The 17940-nt window shown below is 69.6% G+C and carries 17 protein-coding genes; 6 read left to right on the top strand and 11 right to left on the bottom strand.

What is annotated here, in order from left to right; all coding sequences use genetic code 11:
- Nucleotides 1-141 precede the first annotated feature (141 nt).
- Nucleotides 142-1008 (bottom strand): S-methyl-5'-thioadenosine phosphorylase, encoded by an 867-nt coding sequence (gene mtnP, locus ACQUSM_RS08525; protein WP_435117706.1) that lies wholly within the window; start codon nucleotides 1006-1008, stop codon nucleotides 142-144.
- Between the two features lie 133 nt (nucleotides 1009-1141).
- On the opposite strand from mtnP, the gene ACQUSM_RS08520 reads away from it, so the two are divergent.
- Nucleotides 1142-2584 carry an MATE family efflux transporter gene (locus tag ACQUSM_RS08520; RefSeq protein WP_435117704.1) on the top strand — a complete coding sequence of 481 codons (1443 nt, stop codon included), beginning with the start codon at nucleotides 1142-1144 and terminating at the stop codon, nucleotides 2582-2584.
- Between the two features lie 111 nt (nucleotides 2585-2695).
- Here the strand turns inward: ACQUSM_RS08520 and ACQUSM_RS08515 are convergent, their stop codons facing one another.
- From ACQUSM_RS08515 to ACQUSM_RS08500, 4 genes are all read right to left on the bottom strand, one after another.
- Nucleotides 2696-3652, bottom strand: coding sequence for an AEC family transporter (locus tag ACQUSM_RS08515; RefSeq protein WP_435117702.1), 957 nt, complete (start codon nucleotides 3650-3652; stop codon nucleotides 2696-2698).
- A gap of 123 nt (nucleotides 3653-3775) precedes the next feature.
- Nucleotides 3776-4762 carry a magnesium/cobalt transporter CorA gene (gene corA, locus ACQUSM_RS08510; protein WP_435117700.1) on the bottom strand — a complete coding sequence of 329 codons (987 nt, stop codon included), beginning with the start codon at nucleotides 4760-4762 and terminating at the stop codon, nucleotides 3776-3778.
- Nucleotides 4759-4923 (bottom strand): hypothetical protein, encoded by a 165-nt coding sequence (locus ACQUSM_RS08505; protein WP_435117698.1) that lies wholly within the window; start codon nucleotides 4921-4923, stop codon nucleotides 4759-4761. The genes corA and ACQUSM_RS08505 overlap by 4 nt, the downstream gene beginning before the upstream one ends.
- 42 nt (nucleotides 4924-4965) lie before the next feature.
- A complete protein-coding gene (locus tag ACQUSM_RS08500) occupies nucleotides 4966-5733 on the bottom strand; it encodes an alpha/beta fold hydrolase (RefSeq protein ID WP_435117696.1) in 768 nt (255 codons plus the stop codon).
- A 92-nt stretch (nucleotides 5734-5825) separates the two neighbouring features.
- On the opposite strand from ACQUSM_RS08500, the gene ACQUSM_RS08495 reads away from it, so the two are divergent.
- The gene (locus ACQUSM_RS08495) at nucleotides 5826-6035 is read left to right on the top strand and encodes a hypothetical protein (RefSeq protein ID WP_435117694.1); all 210 of its coding nucleotides are present in this window, start codon (nucleotides 5826-5828) and stop codon (nucleotides 6033-6035) included.
- A gap of 7 nt (nucleotides 6036-6042) precedes the next feature.
- On the opposite strand, the gene ACQUSM_RS08490 is transcribed toward ACQUSM_RS08495, so the two are convergent.
- Nucleotides 6043-6672: a hypothetical protein gene (locus ACQUSM_RS08490; RefSeq protein WP_435117692.1), complete on the bottom strand. Its 630-nt coding sequence runs from the start codon at nucleotides 6670-6672 to the stop codon at nucleotides 6043-6045.
- A gap of 59 nt (nucleotides 6673-6731) precedes the next feature.
- On the bottom strand, nucleotides 6732-9497 hold the full coding sequence (alaS, locus tag ACQUSM_RS08485) for an alanine--tRNA ligase (RefSeq protein WP_435117690.1): 2766 nt from the start codon (nucleotides 9495-9497) through the stop codon (nucleotides 6732-6734).
- A gap of 194 nt (nucleotides 9498-9691) precedes the next feature.
- Here alaS and ACQUSM_RS08480 point away from each other — a divergent pair, with 194 nt between their 5' ends.
- Nucleotides 9692-12394: a GAF domain-containing protein gene (locus ACQUSM_RS08480; RefSeq protein WP_435117688.1), complete on the top strand. Its 2703-nt coding sequence runs from the start codon at nucleotides 9692-9694 to the stop codon at nucleotides 12392-12394.
- Nucleotides 12395-12432: 38 nt separating this feature from the next.
- Here the strand turns inward: ACQUSM_RS08480 and ACQUSM_RS08475 are convergent, their stop codons facing one another.
- The 3 genes from ACQUSM_RS08475 to ACQUSM_RS08465 all read right to left on the bottom strand — a co-directional run bounded on the left by ACQUSM_RS08475 (nucleotide 12433) and on the right by ACQUSM_RS08465 (nucleotide 15242).
- Nucleotides 12433-12591, bottom strand: coding sequence for a hypothetical protein (locus tag ACQUSM_RS08475; protein ID WP_435117686.1), 159 nt, complete (start codon nucleotides 12589-12591; stop codon nucleotides 12433-12435).
- 91 nt (nucleotides 12592-12682) lie between these two features.
- Complete coding sequence (locus ACQUSM_RS08470) at nucleotides 12683-13711, bottom strand: threonine aldolase family protein (protein ID WP_435117684.1); 1029 nt, start codon at nucleotides 13709-13711, stop codon at nucleotides 12683-12685.
- A 529-nt stretch (nucleotides 13712-14240) separates the two neighbouring features.
- Entirely contained in the window at nucleotides 14241-15242 is a 1002-nt protein-coding gene (locus ACQUSM_RS08465; protein WP_435117682.1) for an aldo/keto reductase, read from the bottom strand.
- Between the two features lie 100 nt (nucleotides 15243-15342).
- Here ACQUSM_RS08465 and ACQUSM_RS08460 point away from each other — a divergent pair, with 100 nt between their 5' ends.
- The 3 genes from ACQUSM_RS08460 (at nucleotide 15343) to ACQUSM_RS08450 (ending at nucleotide 17696) form a co-directional block, all read left to right on the top strand.
- Nucleotides 15343-16338 carry an acetamidase/formamidase family protein gene (locus ACQUSM_RS08460; RefSeq protein WP_435117680.1) on the top strand — a complete coding sequence of 332 codons (996 nt, stop codon included), beginning with the start codon at nucleotides 15343-15345 and terminating at the stop codon, nucleotides 16336-16338.
- 61 nt (nucleotides 16339-16399) lie between these two features.
- The gene (locus ACQUSM_RS08455) at nucleotides 16400-16789 is read left to right on the top strand and encodes a pterin cluster protein (protein WP_435117678.1); all 390 of its coding nucleotides are present in this window, start codon (nucleotides 16400-16402) and stop codon (nucleotides 16787-16789) included.
- Nucleotides 16790-16925: 136 nt separating this feature from the next.
- Complete coding sequence (locus ACQUSM_RS08450) at nucleotides 16926-17696, top strand: 23S rRNA (uridine(2552)-2'-O)-methyltransferase (protein WP_435117676.1); 771 nt, start codon at nucleotides 16926-16928, stop codon at nucleotides 17694-17696.
- Here the strand turns inward: ACQUSM_RS08450 and ACQUSM_RS08445 are convergent.
- Nucleotides 17693-17902 carry a hypothetical protein gene (locus ACQUSM_RS08445; protein WP_435117674.1) on the bottom strand — a complete coding sequence of 70 codons (210 nt, stop codon included), beginning with the start codon at nucleotides 17900-17902 and terminating at the stop codon, nucleotides 17693-17695. The two genes, ACQUSM_RS08450 and ACQUSM_RS08445, sit on opposite strands and share 4 nt — an antisense overlap.
- Between the last annotated feature and the right edge of the window lie 38 nt (nucleotides 17903-17940).

The raw sequence follows: 17940 nt of genomic DNA, 5'->3' as shown, positions 1-17940 counted from the left end.
GGGAATCGGCGCTGTGCCGGGCCTCGTGCCCGGCACACTGCGGTCGCAAGTGGTCTACGAACGAGGTGCTGTTGCTGTTGCTGAAGCGTGCTACCGTTACCGTTCGAACCAATCTCGCCGAAAAAGCGAGCGAAAACCGCCTCAGTCGTCCAGATACTCCCCGACGAACAGGTCGACGCGCTCGCGGGTCTCCTCCGGGATCGCCTCCGTCGGCGTGTTGATCGTCCCCTCCAGCGAGCTGTGACAGTCGCACTCGTGGCCCTCGGGGAACGTGCGGATCGCCTCCTCGATCGCGGCCTTGATCGCCTCCTCGTTGGCCTCGGCGTTCTGGAGCACCTCCTGCAGCGTCACCTCGTGGTCCTCCTTCCACACGTCGTAGTCGGTGACGCCCGCGAGCGTCGCGTAGCACATCTCCGCCTCCCGGGCCAGCTTCGCCTCCGGGATCGCGGTCATCCCGACGACGTCCCACCCCTGCTCGCGGTAGAACTCCGACTCGGCCTTCGTGGAGTACTGCGGCCCCTCGATGCAGACGTACGTCCCGCCCTCCTCGACGCCCGCGTCGGTGTCGACGGCCTCGGCCGCGGTCGCGAGGTGGTCGACCATCGCCGGGCAGTACGGCTGTGCGAACGGCTGGTGGACCACGATCCCGTCGCCGAAGAAGGAGAGCTCGCGGTGTTTGGTCCGGTCGTAGATCTGGTCCGGCACGACGAGCGTCCGCGGCGGGAGATCCTCCCGCAGGCTGCCGACCGCGTTCGTCGCGAGCACATGCGTCACGCCCACCTGCTTCAGCGCGTAGATGTTCGCGCGATAGGGGAGGTTCGTCGGCGAGTGCTGGTGGTCCGGGCCGTGCCGCGGGAGGAACGCGACCTCCCGGCCGGTCTCGCCGAACTCGCCGATGGTGACCGCCGAGGACGGCGAGCCGTACGGCGTCTGGACCGTCACTTCGCGGGTGTTGTGCAGCGGCAGCGCCTCGTAGATGCCCGATCCGCCGATGAAGCCGATGGTCATGGTTGCCCCTTCGCTACCCAACGGAATAAACGGAGGCGGTTCGATGCTGCTCCGCCACGGAACGAGTCCGTCGGATGTACCGTGCTACCCACTGTTGCGCGAGTTCAAGACCCCCCGCGACCTTCGATACGTAATGAGTTCCCCTCCGCACGCCGAACGCTCCTCGCTCACGCGGGGACCGCTGCTCCGGCCGCTGCTCGCGCTGGCGTGGCCGCTGGTGGCGATCCAGCTCCTGCAGGTCGCCTACAACCTCGTCGACACGATCTGGCTGGGCCGGCTCTCCGCCGACGCCGTCGGCGCGCTCAGCCTCGCCTTTCCGCTCGTCTTTCTCGTGATCTCGATCGGCGGCGGCTTCACCGCGGCGGGCGCGATCCTCGTCGCCCAGCACACCGGTGCGGGCGGCGACCGCGCGGCCGGACGGATCGCGGGACAGACGCTCGGCTTCGTCGGCATCGTCTCGGTCGTCGTCGGCGCGGTCGGCTTCCTCGCGACGGGGCCGCTGCTCGCGTTGTTGCCGGCCGACCCCGCGACCGCCGAGCGGGTCGTCCCCCACGCCGCCGAGTACATGCGGGTGTTCTTCCTCGGCTCGCCCGCGCTGTTCGGCTTCTTCGTGTTCTCGGCGCTGATGCGCGGCGCCGGCGACACGCGCACGCCGCTGGTGGTGATGGTGGTCTCCGTCGTCGTCAACGTCGCGCTCGACCCGTTCCTGATCTTCGGCTGGTGGGCGTTCCCGGCGCTGGGCGTCGAGGGCGCCGCGATCGCGACCGTCACCTCCCGCGCGATCGCGACGGTCGCCGGGCTGTACGTGCTGTTCGGCACCGATCTCGGCCCGACGATCGACCCCCGGGACCTGATCCCGAAGCCGGGCCCGGTCCGACAGATCGTCGAACTCGGCGTGCCGACCGCGCTGGAGCAGTCCGGCACCGCGCTCGCGATGGTCGCCGCCACCGCGATGGTCGCGACGTTCCCGCCGGCGGTCGTCGCCGCCTACGGTCTCGGGAACCGCCTGATCTCGGTGGTGACGCTGCCCGCGATGGGGCTCTCACAGGCGATGGACACCGCGGTCGGGCAGAACCTCGGCGCCGCCGAGCCCGAGCGCGCGACCCGGGCGGTGAAACTCGGCACGGGGCTGGTCGTCGCCGTGCTCTCGGTCGTGGCGGTCGTCGTCGCACTGGTCCCGGAGCCGATCGTCGCGGTGTTCCTCCCCGCGACGACGGCGGGAGCGGTCGCGACGATCGATCACGCCGCGACGTACCTCCGGATCGCGAGCGTCGCGTTCGTGTTCTTCGGCGTGTTCCAGGTCGCGATGGGGACGTTCCGCGGCGCGGGCAACACCACGACCGCGCTGGCGCTCTCGCTGCTCGCGCTGTGGGTCGTCCGCCTCCCGGCGACGTACCTGCTCGCGTTCCCGCTGGGGTGGGGGCCGACCGGCGTCTGGACAGCCGTCGCGCTGGGCGACATCGTCGGTGCGATCGCCGCCGTCGCGTGGCTCTCCCGCGGGACGTGGAAGTCGGCGGTCGTCGACTCGGCGCCGGTGTCGCCGGGGCGGAACGTCCCCCGGCAGAGCGACGACTGATCTCGCCGGCACGGAGAGGCGGCGAGGGCGATTAGCGCGTCACGGCACGCTGTCAGCCGTGACGGGCGACGACTGATCTCGCCGGCGTGGGGAGGCGGCGAGGAGACACAACTACACGATCGCACCGGACTGCAGCACCGAGATCAGCACCGTCAGCACCGGCACCGACAAAAGCGTCGTCGCCGCCACAGCGGTCGAGACGAACTCCGGCGCGCTGACGCCGCCGACCTCCACGTCGTCGGCGAACTCGATCAGGAGGACCAGCGGCGTCACCGCCGCGGGCATCGCCGACTCCAGCACGAACGTCCGGGCGACGGTCGGCTCCTCGAAGCCGACGAGCAGGGCGACCCCGACGGCCACCGCCGGCGCGACGACCATCTTTCCCGCGCTCGCGACGCCGATCTGGAACGGCGCGGCGCCGAAGTCGGTGTTCGCCAGTTGGATCCCGAGGATCAGCAGCATCACGGGGATCGAGGCGTCGCCGACCAGCCGCAGCGTCTCCATCGCGGTCGAGCCGCCCGCGGGCACGAGCCCCAGCGCTCGCATGAGCAGCCCCGCGGCGACCGCGTAGATCAGCGGGATGCGGAACACGCGCTTGAGCGCGCCCAGCCCCGCGCTCCCGCCGCCGCGGGAGGCGACGTACACGCCGACGGTGTACATCAACACCGACTGCGCGGCGACGTACAGCACCGCCACCCCCCGGCCGACGCTGCCGAACGCGAAGTCGCTGACGGGGATGCCGTAGTTGCCCGCGTTGGGGAACGTCGAGACGAGCACCAGCGCCGACAGCGTCGCGTCGTCGACGCCCAGTAGCCGACCCGAGAGCTCGACTACCGCCGCCATCCCCAGCGTGAACGCGGTGACCGCCGCGGCGAGGCGGAGCAGCGTCTCCCCGCCCAGCCCCGTGTCGAGCAGGCTGTGGAGCACCAGCGCCGGCGCGAGCACGTACACCGTCGCCGTGTTGAGCGGCCCGGGCTCCACGTCTTTCGCCCGGCCGAGGGTGAACCCGACCCCCGCGATCAGGACGATCGGCAGGATGGCCGAGACGAAGATGTCGATCAGTGCCACTACGGAAGCCTGATCGGCGCGGGATCAAGAGGGGTTCGGTCGCGGCGATCGCCGGGTACGACCGTTCACGCGCCGTCGAGCGGGCCTCACGGGAAACCTCGAACGCGGGACCGCGTCGACCCCTCAGAGCCACCCCTGCCGGCGGAAGTGCCCGAGCAGCAGCGCCGCTACGAGCGTCATCCCCAGCATCGTCGCCGGGTAGCCGTACGTCCAGCCCAACTCCGGCATCGCGAACGGCGTGCCCGCGAAGTTCATCCCGTAGACGCCGACGACGAACGTCAGCGGGATGAAGATGGTCGCGACCACGGTCAGCGTCTTCATCACGTCGTTGGTCGACTGGGAGACGGCGTTGAGGTAGATGTCCCGCGAGCCCCCGGTCAGGTCGCGGTACGTCTCGATCAGGTCCACCACTTGGACGAGGTGGTCGGAGACGTCCCGGAAGTACTTCTCGTTGCTCTCGGCCACCTGTGGCACGTCGCCGCGGGCGAGCGAGGAGACCGCCTCGCGGGCGGGCCACGCGACCTTCCGGAACGCGAGCAGGTCCCGGCGGACGCCGTTGAGTTCCTCGAGGATCTCCGGCTCCGGGTCCTGTAGCACCCGCTCCTCGACGGCCTCGATGTCGGTCTCGATCTCGTCGAGCACGTCGAAGTAGTCGTCGACGATCGCGTCGAGCACGCGGTAGGCGAGGAAGTCCGCGCCGCGGTCGGCGACGCGGCTGCTGTCACGGGTCCAGGCGGGCGCCGTCGGCGCGACCAGTTCGAGGTCCGGCGGCGCGATCGTCACCAGCCAGCCGTCGCCGACGAACAGCCCCACCGACTGGGTGTGGATCTCCTTGCCGAACGCCACGTCGTCGCGCTGGCTCAGCCGCGTGGTCTTCAGCAGGACGAACGTGTGATCCCCGTACTCCTCGGTCTTCGGCCGGGTGTTCTCGTCGAGCGCGTCCTCGACGGCCAGCGGGTGGATGTCGAACCGCTCCCGGATCGCGTCCAGATCCGATCGTTCACCCGCGGAGGCGTGGATCCACGTCTCGCCCGGGGCGTCGACGGCCGCGCCCACGTCGTCGTACTCCTCGACGCCCGTGTCCGTGTAGACGACCGCTTGGAGCGTCACGGCGCCGCCTCCGGGTCGCCCCCCGTCGCCACGAGCACGATCCCCACCATCACCGCCGGCAGCGAGAACGCCCGACCGGGGTAGGGGACGTAGATCCCGACGCCGTAGCTCAGCAGGCCGGCGACCAGCAGGCCGACGCCCGCGACTTTCCGTCGTTCCATGCGCTCGCGTTCGGGCGACGGGGAGTTAAAGCCGCCCGCGCGCTACGCCGACTCCAGAAACGTCCGCAGCCGGTCGTTGACGACTTTCGACGCCTCGACGCCGACGAGGTGGCCGGCGCTCTCGACCTCGAACAGCGCCGCGTTCGGCAGGTCCTCGGCGAGTTCGCGGCCGCGGGCCGGCGGGCAGAGTCGGTCGTCGCCGCCGTGGACCACGAGCGCCGGCTCGGTGATCTCGTACGGCGCTTCGACGGCGAAGGCGTCGAGCGCGGCGGCCTGTCGCTCCCACGACTCGCGATCGGCGTCTTCAGCGGCGCGCCACTCGACGAACTGGCTGATCGCGTCGGCCTGTTCGTCGACGAACGCCCGGGAGAACCCCGACTCCAAGGAGGCCCGTAGCGCCGCCTCGTCGCTCGGCGGCGCGAACAGCGGTTCGGGGTCGTAGCCGTCGCCCGAGAGCGCGCTGCCGAGCAGCGTGAGCGATCGGACGCGGCCGGTACTGCGAGCGAGTTCGAGCGCGACCATCCCGCCGAGGCCGGCGCCGACGACGTGGGCCGACCGCACGCCGTGGTCCCGCAGCACCGCCGCGGCGTCGTCGGCCAACATCTCGACGGTGCAGTCCGCCGGCGGGTCGTCCGAGCGCCCGCAGCCGCGCGTGTCGGCCACGATCAGTTCGTACGGCCCGGCGAGGGCGGCGTGCTGCCAGCCCCACTGCCACGCGCCGAGGCCCACGTCGCCACAGCACAGCACCGCCTCGCCGTCGCCGTCCGTCTCGTAGTACAGCGAGACGCCGTCGTTGTTCGCGTGAGGCACGACCGGCGGTTCGGCCGGCTCGGTGTTGATCGTTCCGGCAGCCGGCTCTGCCCATGAACAGTTTGAAACCCGTCGGTACTGACGGTTCGGCCATGCCTGCGTGCGAACGCTGTGGCGGACACCTCGACGCCACGGGTGGGGGGCTCAAAGACGCGCTCGGCCTCGCGAGCTACGACGGCTACGAGTGCCGACGCTGTGGGACGCTGCTCTGTTCGGACTGCTACAACAAACGGACGACGGAGCTCGCCGGGGCGGCGCCGGACAGCTGCCCGCAGTGTGACGGGCGGCTGGAGAAGCGGTAACGGCTGATCACTCGACTTTCTCGACGGTCACTACGGTCGCCCACGCGTCGCCGACGACGTAGCCCGTCTCGTACGTCTCGTTCTCGTACCGGACGTACTCCACGTCCTGCAGGGGTTCGGGCAGCGAGCCCCACTTCCCATACGGTGCGTAGTACTCGCCCTCGGTGATCGCCGTCCGAACTTCGTCGCGAACGCGCTCCGGGAGTGATTCGAGCGCGACGACGGTCGCGTTCTCGCCCGGCGAACCGACGGACGTTCGGATCTGGTAGGAGGCGTACAGCTCACCCGGGTGGGTGGCGATCCGGTATCGCTCGCCCTCGTACCGGACGTACTCGTACTCCCGGAACGGGTCGACGTGCTCGAAGTCGTACCCCGCGGAGTCGTTCACGTACGACGTGTTCGGGACGAAGCTCGCCTCGCCATCGATCGCGTCCCGGAACGCCGCCCGCTGCTGGTCGTTCAGGTCTTCGTACGCGACGACGCGCTCGGGCTCGTCCGTACTCGTGGGCGGTGTCGCGCTCGGCGTCTCAGTCGCCGTCTGCGTCGGTGTCGGTGACTCGGGCGTGCCGGCACCGCCGATACAGCCCGTGAGGAGGATCGCGACCGCGAGCGCGACTGTGGGGACCGATTGCCGCATACCCACAGTTCCGCGCCGGCGGTTGAAACCTTTGTGCCGGGATCGGCCGAAAACGCCGCTTACGCCGTCTGTTTCTGCCGCAGCACGTCGGGCGCTTCCGCAAGTGCTTCGTCGAGTGCGTCCACGTCCGGCCCGCCGCCCTGTGCGAAGTCCGGCGGGCCGCCGCCGCCGCCGCCGACCGTGCGGGCGAGCTCGCCGATCACTTCGCCGGCGTCGATGTCGACGCCGTCGGGGACGCCGACGACGATCTGAGCGGAGCCGTCGGCGCCGGAGCCGACGACCGCGACCTTCCCGTCCTCGACCAGCGCGTTCGCCGTTGCCTGTAGCTCGTCGGCGTCGGCGTCGATGCGCTGGATCACGGCGGTCGCGCCGTCCACCTCGACCTCCTCGGCATCCTCGCTGCCGCCCGCGCGGGCTTCCGCGAGCTGGGATTTGAGGTCCTCGATCGTCTTGCCGCGCTCCTTCCACTCGGTGAAGAAGCGCTCGGCGGCGTCGGGCACCTCCTGTGGGTTCACGTCGAACGTGTCCGCGGCGTCGTAGAGCGCGTCCTCGGTGTCCTGTGTCGCGTCGATCGCGGCCGCCCCCGCGGCGAACACGAACCGCTCGACGCCGTCCTGTACGGGCTCGGTGTTGAGGATCTTGATCGTCCCCACGTCGCCGGTGCGATCGACGTGGGTGCCGCCACAGGCCTGCACGTCGTCGCCGACGTGGATCAGGCGGATGTTCTCTCCCGGCGGGATGCCGCCCTGATACAGGTCGAAGCCGTGCTCGGCCTCGGCCTCGTGGCGCTCGGGCCACTCCTGTCTGACGCTGGTGTTGTCGGTCACCATCTCGTTGGCGACGCGCTCGATCTCCCGGACCTCCTCGCGGCTCACGCGGTCGTAGTGGTTCACGTCCAGCCGCGAACTGTCGACGCCCTTCTGGGCGCCGGCCTGCCGGACGTGGTCGCCGAGCACCCGCCGCGCGGCGGCGCCGACGATGTGGGTCGCGGTGTGGTGCTGCATCAGGCGGCGGCGGCGCTCGGCGTCGATCTTCCCGGTGACGAACTCGCCTTTCTCGGGGCTGTCGGTGGTCCGGTGGAGGATCACGCCGTCGCGCATCTGGACGTCGACCACCTCGACGCTGCCGTCCTCGCTGACGAGCGTGCCGTGGTCGGCGGGCTGGCCCCCGCCCTCGGGGTAGAACATCGTCTGGTCGAGCACCACGTCGTACCCCTCCTCGCGCTCGAACACGTCGAGAACGACCGCCTCGAACTCCATGCGGTCCTGATCCTCGTAGTAGAGCTGGTCGGTCTCCGGGAGATCCCCGACGCGGTCCTCGTCCTCGCCCGTCTCCTCTAACGCCTCCTCGGCGTCGTGACGCTCGGCCACTAGCGAGTAGAAGTCGTCCGGCTCGTTCACCTCGGCGCCGCGCTCGGCGGCGATCTCCGCGACCATCGACGGCTGGATCCCGTGGGAGTCGTACAGCTCGATCAGCTGCTCGGTCGGGATCGGCGTCCCGGCCGCGGCGTGGTCGTCGGCCAGCTGCTTCACCTTCCGGCGGCCGCGTTCGAGCGTCTCCTCGTACTTGCGCTCCTCGGTGCGGACGATGTCGCGGATCGTGTCGCGGTTCTCGTAGCCGAGCCGCTCGGCCTCACGGTCGACCAGTTCGTCCAGCGGCACGTCGATGCCCACGTCGTCGACCAGTCGCTTCGTCCGGCGGAGCACCATCCGGGCGAGGTAGCCCGTGCCGACGTTCGAGGGGACGATCTCGTCGCCGAACATGTAGGCGAGACAGCGCGCGTGGTCGGCGATGGCGTAGATCGACTCCAGTGGCTCCATCAGCGATTCGAGGCGCTCGACGGGCACGTCCAGCCGCTCGGCGATGTTGTCGCGGGCGGCCTCCATGTCCTCGGCCTCGTCGATGTCCATGTGACCCGCCAGCTTGGAGGCGCGGTGGACGAGCTCCTGCTCCGCCTCGGTCATCTCGATCCCGGCGTTCTCCTTGAGGAACTCGATGGACTCGGGGTAGATCGCCTCGTACACCGTGGGGGTGCCCTGACTCATCCACGTCCAGCGCTCGATCCCGTACCCCGTGTCGACGACCCGGCGGTCCATCTCTGAGTACGTGTTGCCGTCCTTCATCTCGTACTCGCCGTCGGGGTCCTGCTCGAGCATCATGAACACGAGCGTCGCGAGTTCGAGCCCCTTGTAGATCACCTCGAACGCGGGCCCGGCGTTGCCGCCGCCGACCCACGGGTCCTCGATGAACGTGATCTCCTCGCGGGGGACACCCATGGAGGCGAAGAACTCCTCACAGTACTCCACACACTGGTCCTTCCAGTACACTTCGCCCTCGTAGGCGTAGTCGGTGCCCTCGTCGGCGTTGAACGCGTGGTGGCCGCCCATCTCGAACGCCATCGTGTGGCGGCCGGTCTTCCCGACGTTGTCGATGTCCTGCATCCGGATGCAGGGCTGGGACACGACGAGGGGGTTCGCCGGCGGCGGCGACTCGCCGCTGGTGACGTGTGGCTGGAAGTCGTAGATCGACGCCTGTGTCAGCAACACGTCGTCGCGCCAGCGGTTGGCGGCGACGGGCGCGGGGTCGACCCGCTCGTGGTCGTGCGCCTCGAAGAACGACAGGAACGCCTCGCGCATCTCCGCAAGCGAGTACGACTCGTCGAAACCGGGGTCGTCGATGAACCCGTAGTCCTCACAGGGGGGCTCGCCGCAGGTGTCGCGCTCGACGCGGCTCCAGAAGTGGGCGCCACACGACGAACAGGTCTGCCGTTCGAACCCGTTCTCGGCGAAGTAGTCGAGACGGTACTCGCTCTCGAGCTCACTCATTACCGGATGTGGTCAACCGCCGGGCAAAAGGATTCCGGGGTTCGTGCGGGCGAGTCGATCGATCCCCGCCGGCCGGAACGCCTGACCCGTCCGCGTACGCCGACCTGACCGGGGGCGTCAGACGCTCCTTGCGAGCCGCGCCACCGAAACACATATGCGACCGTCTCGCAAGAGAAACAGTAGCTGTCTACACTGTGGCATATCGAACCGAGATCCTCGTGGTCGGCGAAAACCCCTGTCAAGCGGCGGGATCGCTGCTCGATCGGGACGGGTTCGTCGGCCGCGTCGAGGCGCCCGAGGCGGCGGTCGCTGCGTTCGAAGAGTCACATCCGGACTGTTTGGTCGCCTGCGACGACTCGGTCCCGGCGTCGCTGGCGGCCGCGGCCTCCGAGGCCGGCTGCCCGATCGTCGACTGTCAGGGGGAGACGGTCTCCACCCGGAGCGAAGAGGGGGACGCGGACGACGGCTCTCCGACCGATCTCGGCGACCGCGTGACGGCGGCCGTCGGCGGCACCCCCAACCGCGAGCGGATCGCCCGGCTCCACGAGGGTTCAGCGGAGCTCGTTGGGTTCGAGGAGCGGTCGAAGCTCCATCAGCGGATCGTCGAGATAGGGACCGAAGTGCTCGGGTTCGGTATCGCGGTCCTCTATCTCCACGACGGCGACGCGTTCCGGCTTGCGGCCTCGACCGACCCGGATACTCCGGAGACGGCCGATTCGGGGTTCGGCATTCTTTCCGAGGTGCGGCGGAGCGGCGAGCCGGCGATCGTCAACGACATCGAGAGCCACCCGGTTGCCGAACAACGCGTCGAGGGGTTACGCTCTGGCATCGCGGTGCCTTTCGGCGATATCGGCGTGTTCGGCGGCCTCTCGCCCAAAGTGGGGAGTTACGACGAGACCGACCTGGAGTTCGCCCAGCTACTGGCTAACCACGGTGCACAGGTCGACGCCCGGCTGCGCGCCGAGATGGATCTCCGGGACCGACAGGAGCGCATCACCCTGCTCCACGAGGCCGCGCCGTCGCTGATCGGCGCCGAGTCGGAGTCCGCGCTGTACCAGCGCGTGGTCGACATCGCGTCGGACGTGCTCGAACTCGACCAGTCGGTGCTCCTGATCGAGCAGGGCGGCGAGCTGCAGCCGGTCGGGGGCGCCACCGAGAGGTTGGAGCAGGTGTCGACCGACGCGGGCATCGTCGGCCGGACGTACAACGAGGAGCGCTCGTTCCTCATCGACGACGCCGAGGCCAACCCCGACGCCGAGCCGGCCGACGAGACGGTCAGGTCAGCGATCAGCGTCCCCGTCGGCGGGTCGGGCGTGTTCCAGGTGATCTCCGACGAGACCGGAACGTTCGACGAGGAGGATCTCGAACTCGTGGAGCTGCTGGTCGGCTACGCGGAGTCGACGCTCGACCGCATCCGCTCGGAGGAGGCGCTCCGGGAGTCCCGGCGGGTGATCGAGCGGCTCCACACGACGGCGATGGAGCTCGGCGTCGTCGAGTCCGAGGAGGAGCTGCTCGACATCGCGATCGACGCCGCGGAGGACGTGCTCGACCTCGACATGAGCAAGCTCGACCTCCGCGAGGGCGACATGCTCGTCCCCGTCGCGGAGTCCGGCGGCATCTCCGAGGACGCGGGCCGGAAGATGCACATCTCGGAGGGGATCGCGGGCAAGACCGTCCGCACCGGCGAGTCGTTCCTCCACACCGACGTCCACAGCGATCCAGACTCCCGGCCCACGAGCCCCGAGTTCGAGTCGGCGATCTCGGTCCCGATCGGCGATCTCGGCGTGTTCCAGGCGGTCTCGACCGAGCCCCACGCGTTCGACGAGGAGGATCTCGAACTCGCGGAGCTGTTGATGGCCCACGTCGGGGTGGCGCTGCAGCGCGTCCGCGCGGAGGCGGATCTCCGCCGCCAGCGGGACAGCTTCGAAGCGCTGTTCGAGAACATCCCGGGCGCCGCGGTTTCCTACGAGATGATCGACGGCGAGCCGATCGTTCGCCGGGTCAACGGCGCGTTCGAGCGCACGTTCGGCTACGCCGCCGAGCAGATCGAGGCGGAGTCGCTCGACGAGTACATCGTCCCGCCCGAGAACGAGGCGGAGGCGGACTCGTACAACGAACAGCTCGCGAACGGCGAACGGGTCCAGACCGAGGTCGAACGCGAGACGGTCGACGGCACCAAACACTTCCTGCTGCAGGTCACGCCGTTGGAGGTCGGCGAGGAGAACGCGCCGGGGTACGCCATCTACTCCGACGTGACCGAACGCCGCGAGCGCGAGGCCGAGCTCCGCCGGCAGAACGAACGCCTCGACCAGTTCGCGAGCGTCGTCTCCCACGACCTGCGCAACCCCCTCAACGTCGCGTCGGGCTACCTCGACCTCGTCAGGGAGACCGGCGACCTCGACAAGCTCGACAACGTCGAGGACGCGCTCGACCGGATGAACCACCTCGTCACCGATCTGCTGACGCTGGCCCGCGAGGGGCAGGACGTGGGCGAGACCCAGCGAGTCGACCTCGCCGCCGTCGCACGGGAGGCGTGGACCCACGTCGCCACCGACGGGGCGTCGCTGGCCGTCGACGCCGACGCGACGATCGACGCCGACCCCGACCGACTGATCGAACTGTTCGAGAACCTCTACCGGAACGCGGTCGAACACGCCGGCGACGAGCCGACGGTGACTGTCGGCACGCTGCCCGACCGCGAGGGCTTTTTCGTCGCCGACGACGGCCCCGGTATCGACGACGGCATCGACCCGTTCGACACCGGCGTCACCACCAGCGACGAAGGGACGGGGTTCGGCCTCCCGATCGTCGAGAGCATCGCGGAGGCCCACGGCTGGTCGGTGTCGGTCGGGGAGAGCGAGGACGGCGGCGCGCGCTTCGAGTTCGACACCGTCTGAATCCTCCCGCTCACTCGGAAAATGGGTCGAGCCGGTTCTCAGGGCGCCGTCACCAGCACGAACAGGAGCAGCGCGGCGACGGCGACCAGCAGCACGTGACCCGCCGCGGCGAGTGCGGCGGGGATCCCCGCAGCGAGACGCTCGAACGGGGTTAGCGGTTCGCCGAACACGTCTTCTTCGAGGGTTGCGATGGACATTGTCCTTCTACCTCCTTCTACCTGATCGTTGGTTCCCCTCTCAAAAGTCCGGTCCGACGATTCCGAGAACGTGGGAACTGCCCGGGCAGCCTCAGCGCTCGGCCATCGCGGTCCGCACGGAGTCGATCGCGCTCTCGACGTCGCCGTCGCTCACGTCCCAGTTCGTGGTGAACCGCACCGTCGTCTCGCCGAACGCCACCGCGAGCACGCCGTGCTGTTCGATCTCGCCGACGAACGCCTCGGCGCTCAGCCCCGTCCCCGCCACGTCGGCGACGACGATGTTGGTGTCGGGCGCGGTCGTCTCGATCCCGTCGATCTCGCCCAGCCCCTCGGCGATGCGCTCGGCGCGCCGGTGGTCGGCTTCGAGGTGGCCGCGGTTCTCCAGCGCGAGCAGGCCCGGCGCGGCGATCATGCCGGCCTGTCGCATCCCGCCGCCGAACAGCTTCCGGGTCCGGCGCGCGCGGTCGATGAACCCTTGGTCGCCGACGAGCATCGAGCCGACGGGGGCGCCGAGCCCCTTCGAGAGACAGAACATCACGCTGTCGGCGTTCTCGGCCAGTTCGGCGGCGTCGGTGTCGAGCGCCTCGGCGGCGTTGAACAGCCGCGCGCCGTCCAAGTGGACGGGCACGCCGTGCTCGTGGGCGACCTCGGCCGCGGCGTCGATCTCGGCTTTCGAGATCGCGACGCCGCCGCGGTAGTTGTGGGTGTTCTCCAGACAGAACAGCCCCGTGCCGGCCTCGTGGAGGCTCTCCTCGACGATCCCCTCCCGGACCTGCTCGGGGGTCGGGACGGCCGACTCGCCGAAGTCGAGCAGCCGGGTCTGGAGGCTGCTCAGCTGGGCGACCGCACCGAGCTCCCACTTCAGGACGTGGGCGTGCTCGTCGGCGAGCAGCTCCTGCCCGCGGTCGGTGTGGGTCCGGATCGCGACCTGATTGCCCATCGTGCCGCTCGGGACGAACAGGCCGGCCTCCTTCCCGAGGATCTCGGCGGCGCGGCGCTCGAGTTCGTTGACGCTCGGATCGTCGCGGTACACGTCGTCGCCGACGTCGGCGTTCTTCGCGGCCTCCCGCATCGCGTCCGAGGGTTTGGTGACGGTGTCGGAGCGTAAGTCTACGACCATGCTGATGGGTGGGTGGAGGGGAGGAATAAGGCGTCCGGTGGCGTGGGAGTGTTTCCGGAATTCTGGGTGTTGGGTGGGGTTGTGGCCGTCACGGTTAGCGACTTCGTCAAAGCCACTACTGGATCGTGATCGTCGACTGGCAGGGCCAGCAGCACCGTGAAAGCCCCACCCACCAGCACAGCCCTCGATCCTCCCCAGCCGACTCGCTCGCGGTGCTCGCTCGTCCCTCGCGCGCTCGTTCGCGCCGTCGGCGTCGTGCGGGCGACCCACGCGTCGCCCGCACTGCCAGCGGGACCTCCGGTCCCGCCCTGCTCACGTCGCGCGCCACCGCCGGCTGCGGTGGCAGTGGACGCCTCGCGAGCGCCAACGGTCGGCGTCACCAGAAATCGGAGATTTCTGATGATGGGCCTCGTGCCCGGCGCACGGTGCTGGTGGGTGGGACTGAAAGGGGCAGGGGCTTTCACGGTGTTCTCAGTTCCGCGAGCGCGCTTCGACCGGCCGGAAAAACCACCAACGGAGACGCCGAACTCTACAGCTTCGCGTACGGCCCGCCTTTCGCCTCGGTCAGTCGATCCACCTGCTCCTCGGACAAGTCAATTTCCGCCGCCCCGAGGTTCTCCTCCAACTGCTCGACCGTGCGAGCACCAACAATAGGCGCGGTCACGCCGTCGCGGTGCATCAGCCACGCCAGCGCGGTCTGAGCCGGCGACGCGCCCACCTCCTCGGCCACTTCGTCGAGCACGTCGTGCACGTCGAAGTTCGTCTCCGTGAGGTACGCCTGCTCGAACCGGCTCGACTCCGCGGCGCGGGACTCGCCGGTCAGCCCGTCCTCGCGGTCGTACTTCCCGGTCAGGAAGCCCTGTCCGAGCGGGCTCCACGGGCAGACTGCCAGCTCCTCCTCGCGGGCGAACTGGAGGTAATCCCCCTCGATCTCGCGGTCGACGAGGTTGTAGCGCGGCTGGAGCACCGTGAACGGCTCCCAGCCCTCCGCGCGGGCGATCTCGTTTGCCTTCGCGACCCGCCACGCGTTGGGGGTCAGCGTCGACGCGCCGAGGTAGTGGACCTTGCCGTCCTCCACGAGGCCGTTCAGCGTCTTCATCGTCTCGCGGGTCGGCGTCTCGCCGTCCCAGCGGTGGAGGTAGAGCACGTCGACGTAGTCGGTGCCGAGCCGGTCGAGGATCTCGTCGACGCGGTGGCGGAGGTTCTTCCGGTTCGTGCCGCGGCTGTTGGGGTCGCCCTCCCGGATCTGCCAGTAGATCTTCGAGGCGACCGTGTAGCGCTCGCGGTCGCGCTCGGCCAGCCAGTCGCCGATCCACTCCTCGGCCTGCCCGCCGCCGTACACGTCGGCGGCGTCGATGTAGCGCCCGCCGGCGTCGGCGTAGGCGTCGAGCAGCGTCTTCGCGCGCTCCTCGCCGATCTCGAGGTTGCCTTCCTCGGTCTCGCGGCCGAACCGCCACGTGCCGAACTGGAGTTCGCTGGTCTGGAGCCCGCTCTCGCCGAACGGGACGAAGTCGAGGTCGGTGTCGCGCATGTGTCCGGTCGTTGGGGCGAACGGGGGAAAAGCGTTGAGCAATCGGCGGTCCGCGGCGGCGTCGAGCCACCGTTATCACCGCCCGGACGCGACACCGTCCATGGCCGACCGCCGCTTCGCCGTCGACGACGCGCCCGACCCCGACCACCGACTGGCCGACACGGCCGCCAACCGCCACTACGTGTGGGACCCGGACCTCGATCCGGCGATCACGGTCGAGCCGGGCGAGGTCGTTCAGTTCGACTGCCGCGACGCCTACGACCGACAGCTCCCGCGAGACCCGACCACCGAGGACGTGGCCGCCGTCGACGCCGAGGGCCACCCGCTCGCCGGCCCCGTCGCGATCGCGGGCGCCGAACCCGGCGACACGCTCCGGGTCGACCTGCTCGCGTTCGAACACGAGGGCTGGGGCGTTTCGACGGTGCCGCCGGGCGACAGCGGCGGCGGCCTCCTCCCCGAGTCGTTCCCGGAGCCGCACGTCCGCACGTGGGAGCTGGACACGACTGCGGACGGGACGCGGGTCGCTCGCTTCCGCGACGACGACGCCCCGGCCGTCTCGGTCCCCATCGCGCCGTTCCCCGGGAACCTCGGCGTCGCTCCCGCCGAGGGCCCGGCCAGCACGATGCCCCCGCGGAGCGTCGGGGGGAACGTGGACGTGAAACACCTCACCGCTGGATCGACGCTCTACCTGCCCGTCGAGGTCGCCGGCGCGCTGTTCTCCGTCGGCGACTGTCACGCGGCACAGGGCGACGGCGAGGTCTGTATCACCGGGATCGAGGCCCCTATGTCGGTGACCGCACGCTTCGATCTCGCCGATCGATCCGTGACCCAGCCGGAGTTCGAGACCACGGGCCCGTTCACCCCGACCGGACGGGACGAGCCGATGTACGCCACGACCGGCATCGCGCCGGACCTGATGGACGCGACGAAGCGGGCGGTCCGGCGGATGATCGCCCACCTCCACGAGCGCCGCGGGCTCTCCCGGTCGGACGCCTACGTGCTCTGCTCGGCGGCCGTCGACCTCAAGATCAGTCAGGTGGTCGACGCCCCGAACTGGACGGTGACGGCGTACCTCCCGGAGTCCGTGCTCGACTGAGCGGCGGGTGCCGAACACGTTCGGCTACAGTCGTATGCGGACGCCGACCGTCCGTCCCGCCATGAGCACCGTCGGCACCGAACAGACGGCGACGACCACCGTCGAGGTGAAAGCCACCGGCCACGTCCGCCGAGAGCTCGGCGACCACGAGTTCGAGTTCACGTTCGAGGGTGACACGCTCGGCGCGTTCCTCGACGCCTTCTTCGAGGAGCACGGCTGCGAGGAGATGCTGCTGGCCGAGACGGAGGACGAGGAGACCGCAAACGGCTGGGCCGACTACCCGGGCGAGCCGCCGGGCCGGTGGGAGCGCAACCCCGAGGGCGAGCGGACCCGGGCGTTCGCCCGCGTGCTCGTGAACGGACAGTTCAACGAACTGCTGGACGGCTTCGGGACCCAACTCGACGACGGCGACCGAGTGGCGCTGGTGTACCCGTTCATGTTCTGTCTCTGAACGAGGACCTGACGGCGATCGGCCTCGGTCGGTGACGCGAGGAGCGAGTACCATCCGATGTCCCTTTCCGGATCGGCGGCGTCGATACCGGTATGAACGAGCGTTCACGCACCGTTTCTCGATGGGGTGGCCGACGATGACCGGCAAGGACGACTACTACAACCGCGCCAAGCAGGAGGGGTACCGCGCCCGCTCGGCGTACAAGCTCCAGCAGCTCGACGAGACCGCGAACCTCTTCGACGACGGCGACACGGTCGTCGACCTCGGCGCCGCGCCCGGCGGGTGGCTGCAGGTCGCCGCCGAGGAAGTCGGCCCGCAGGGGAAGGTCGTTGGGGTCGATCTCCAGCGCATCGACGAGCTCGAGGCCCACCAAGTGAGCACGATCCCGGGTGACATGACCGAGACGGAGACGCGGGACCGTCTCCGGCGCGAGCTCGGCGGCAGCGAGGCCGACGTGGTGATCTCGGACATGGCGCCGAACATGACCGGCGAGTACGAACTCGATCACGCGCGCTCGGTCCACCTCGCCCGGATCGCCTACGAGACCGCAGAGGAGGTGCTCGCCCCCGGCGGCGACTTCGTCGCGAAGGTGTTCCAAGGGAAGGATCTCGACGACCTCGAAGCCGACATCGAGGCGTCGTTCCAGTACGTCCGCCGGGTGAACCCCGACGCCTCCCGGGACTCCTCCAGCGAGGTGTACCTCGTCGCGAAGGGGTACACCACCGCGCCCGTCTCGGAGGGCGAGCAGCGCACCGTCGAGATCACCGACACCGGCGAGGAGGGCGACGGGATCGCGAAAGTCGACTCGTTCACGGTGTTCGTCGCCGGTGCCGACGAGGGGGAGACGGTCGAGGTCACGATCACGGACGTGAAGCCCAACTTCGCATTCGCCGAGCGCGTCGACTAACTCGAGATCCAGGCGTACGTCTGGATCGAGCCGAACAGCAGCGCGAGCACGCCGTTCTGGACGAGCAGCACGCTCTCTGGGTTCGCCGGGGGCGCGGTTCGGACCCACACCGTCAACAGCCCGAACAGCGTCGTCAGCACGAGGTTGTACTTCGCCAGCACCGTCCAGGTGTCCTGATCGAGGTCGACGAGGCCGTCACTGCCCATACACGACCGTCGATACGCGACGGGAGGAAGCTGTCGGC

Source organism: Halolamina sp. C58, assembly GCF_051195095.1.
Taxonomy (GTDB): Archaea; Halobacteriota; Halobacteria; order Halobacteriales; family Haloferacaceae; genus Halolamina.
Note: the sequence above shows the minus strand (reverse complement) of the source record. Positions and strands in the feature narration are given on the sequence as shown.

What these genes read in the sequence shown, in the direction of transcription:
- ACQUSM_RS08470 (WP_435117684.1), bottom strand. Translation starts at nt 13,711, where the DNA reads ATGGTCGTAGACTTACGCTCCGACACCGTCACCAAACCCTCGGACGCG.
- ACQUSM_RS08520 (WP_435117704.1), top strand. Translation starts at nt 1,142, where the DNA reads ATGAGTTCCCCTCCGCACGCCGAACGCTCCTCGCTCACGCGGGGACCG.
- ACQUSM_RS08490 (WP_435117692.1), bottom strand. Translation starts at nt 6,672, where the DNA reads ATGCGGCAATCGGTCCCCACAGTCGCGCTCGCGGTCGCGATCCTCCTC.
- ACQUSM_RS08505 (WP_435117698.1), bottom strand. Translation starts at nt 4,923, where the DNA reads ATGGAACGACGGAAAGTCGCGGGCGTCGGCCTGCTGGTCGCCGGCCTG.
- ACQUSM_RS08465 (WP_435117682.1), bottom strand. Translation starts at nt 15,242, where the DNA reads ATGCGCGACACCGACCTCGACTTCGTCCCGTTCGGCGAGAGCGGGCTC.
- ACQUSM_RS08475 (WP_435117686.1), bottom strand. Translation starts at nt 12,591, where the DNA reads ATGTCCATCGCAACCCTCGAAGAAGACGTGTTCGGCGAACCGCTAACC.
- ACQUSM_RS08495 (WP_435117694.1), top strand. Translation starts at nt 5,826, where the DNA reads ATGCCTGCGTGCGAACGCTGTGGCGGACACCTCGACGCCACGGGTGGG.
- ACQUSM_RS08460 (WP_435117680.1), top strand. Translation starts at nt 15,343, where the DNA reads ATGGCCGACCGCCGCTTCGCCGTCGACGACGCGCCCGACCCCGACCAC.
- alaS (WP_435117690.1), bottom strand. Translation starts at nt 9,497, where the DNA reads ATGAGTGAGCTCGAGAGCGAGTACCGTCTCGACTACTTCGCCGAGAAC.
- ACQUSM_RS08450 (WP_435117676.1), top strand. Translation starts at nt 16,926, where the DNA reads ATGACCGGCAAGGACGACTACTACAACCGCGCCAAGCAGGAGGGGTAC.
- mtnP (WP_435117706.1), bottom strand. Translation starts at nt 1,008, where the DNA reads ATGACCATCGGCTTCATCGGCGGATCGGGCATCTACGAGGCGCTGCCG.
- ACQUSM_RS08445 (WP_435117674.1), bottom strand. Translation starts at nt 17,902, where the DNA reads ATGGGCAGTGACGGCCTCGTCGACCTCGATCAGGACACCTGGACGGTG.
- ACQUSM_RS08455 (WP_435117678.1), top strand. Translation starts at nt 16,400, where the DNA reads ATGAGCACCGTCGGCACCGAACAGACGGCGACGACCACCGTCGAGGTG.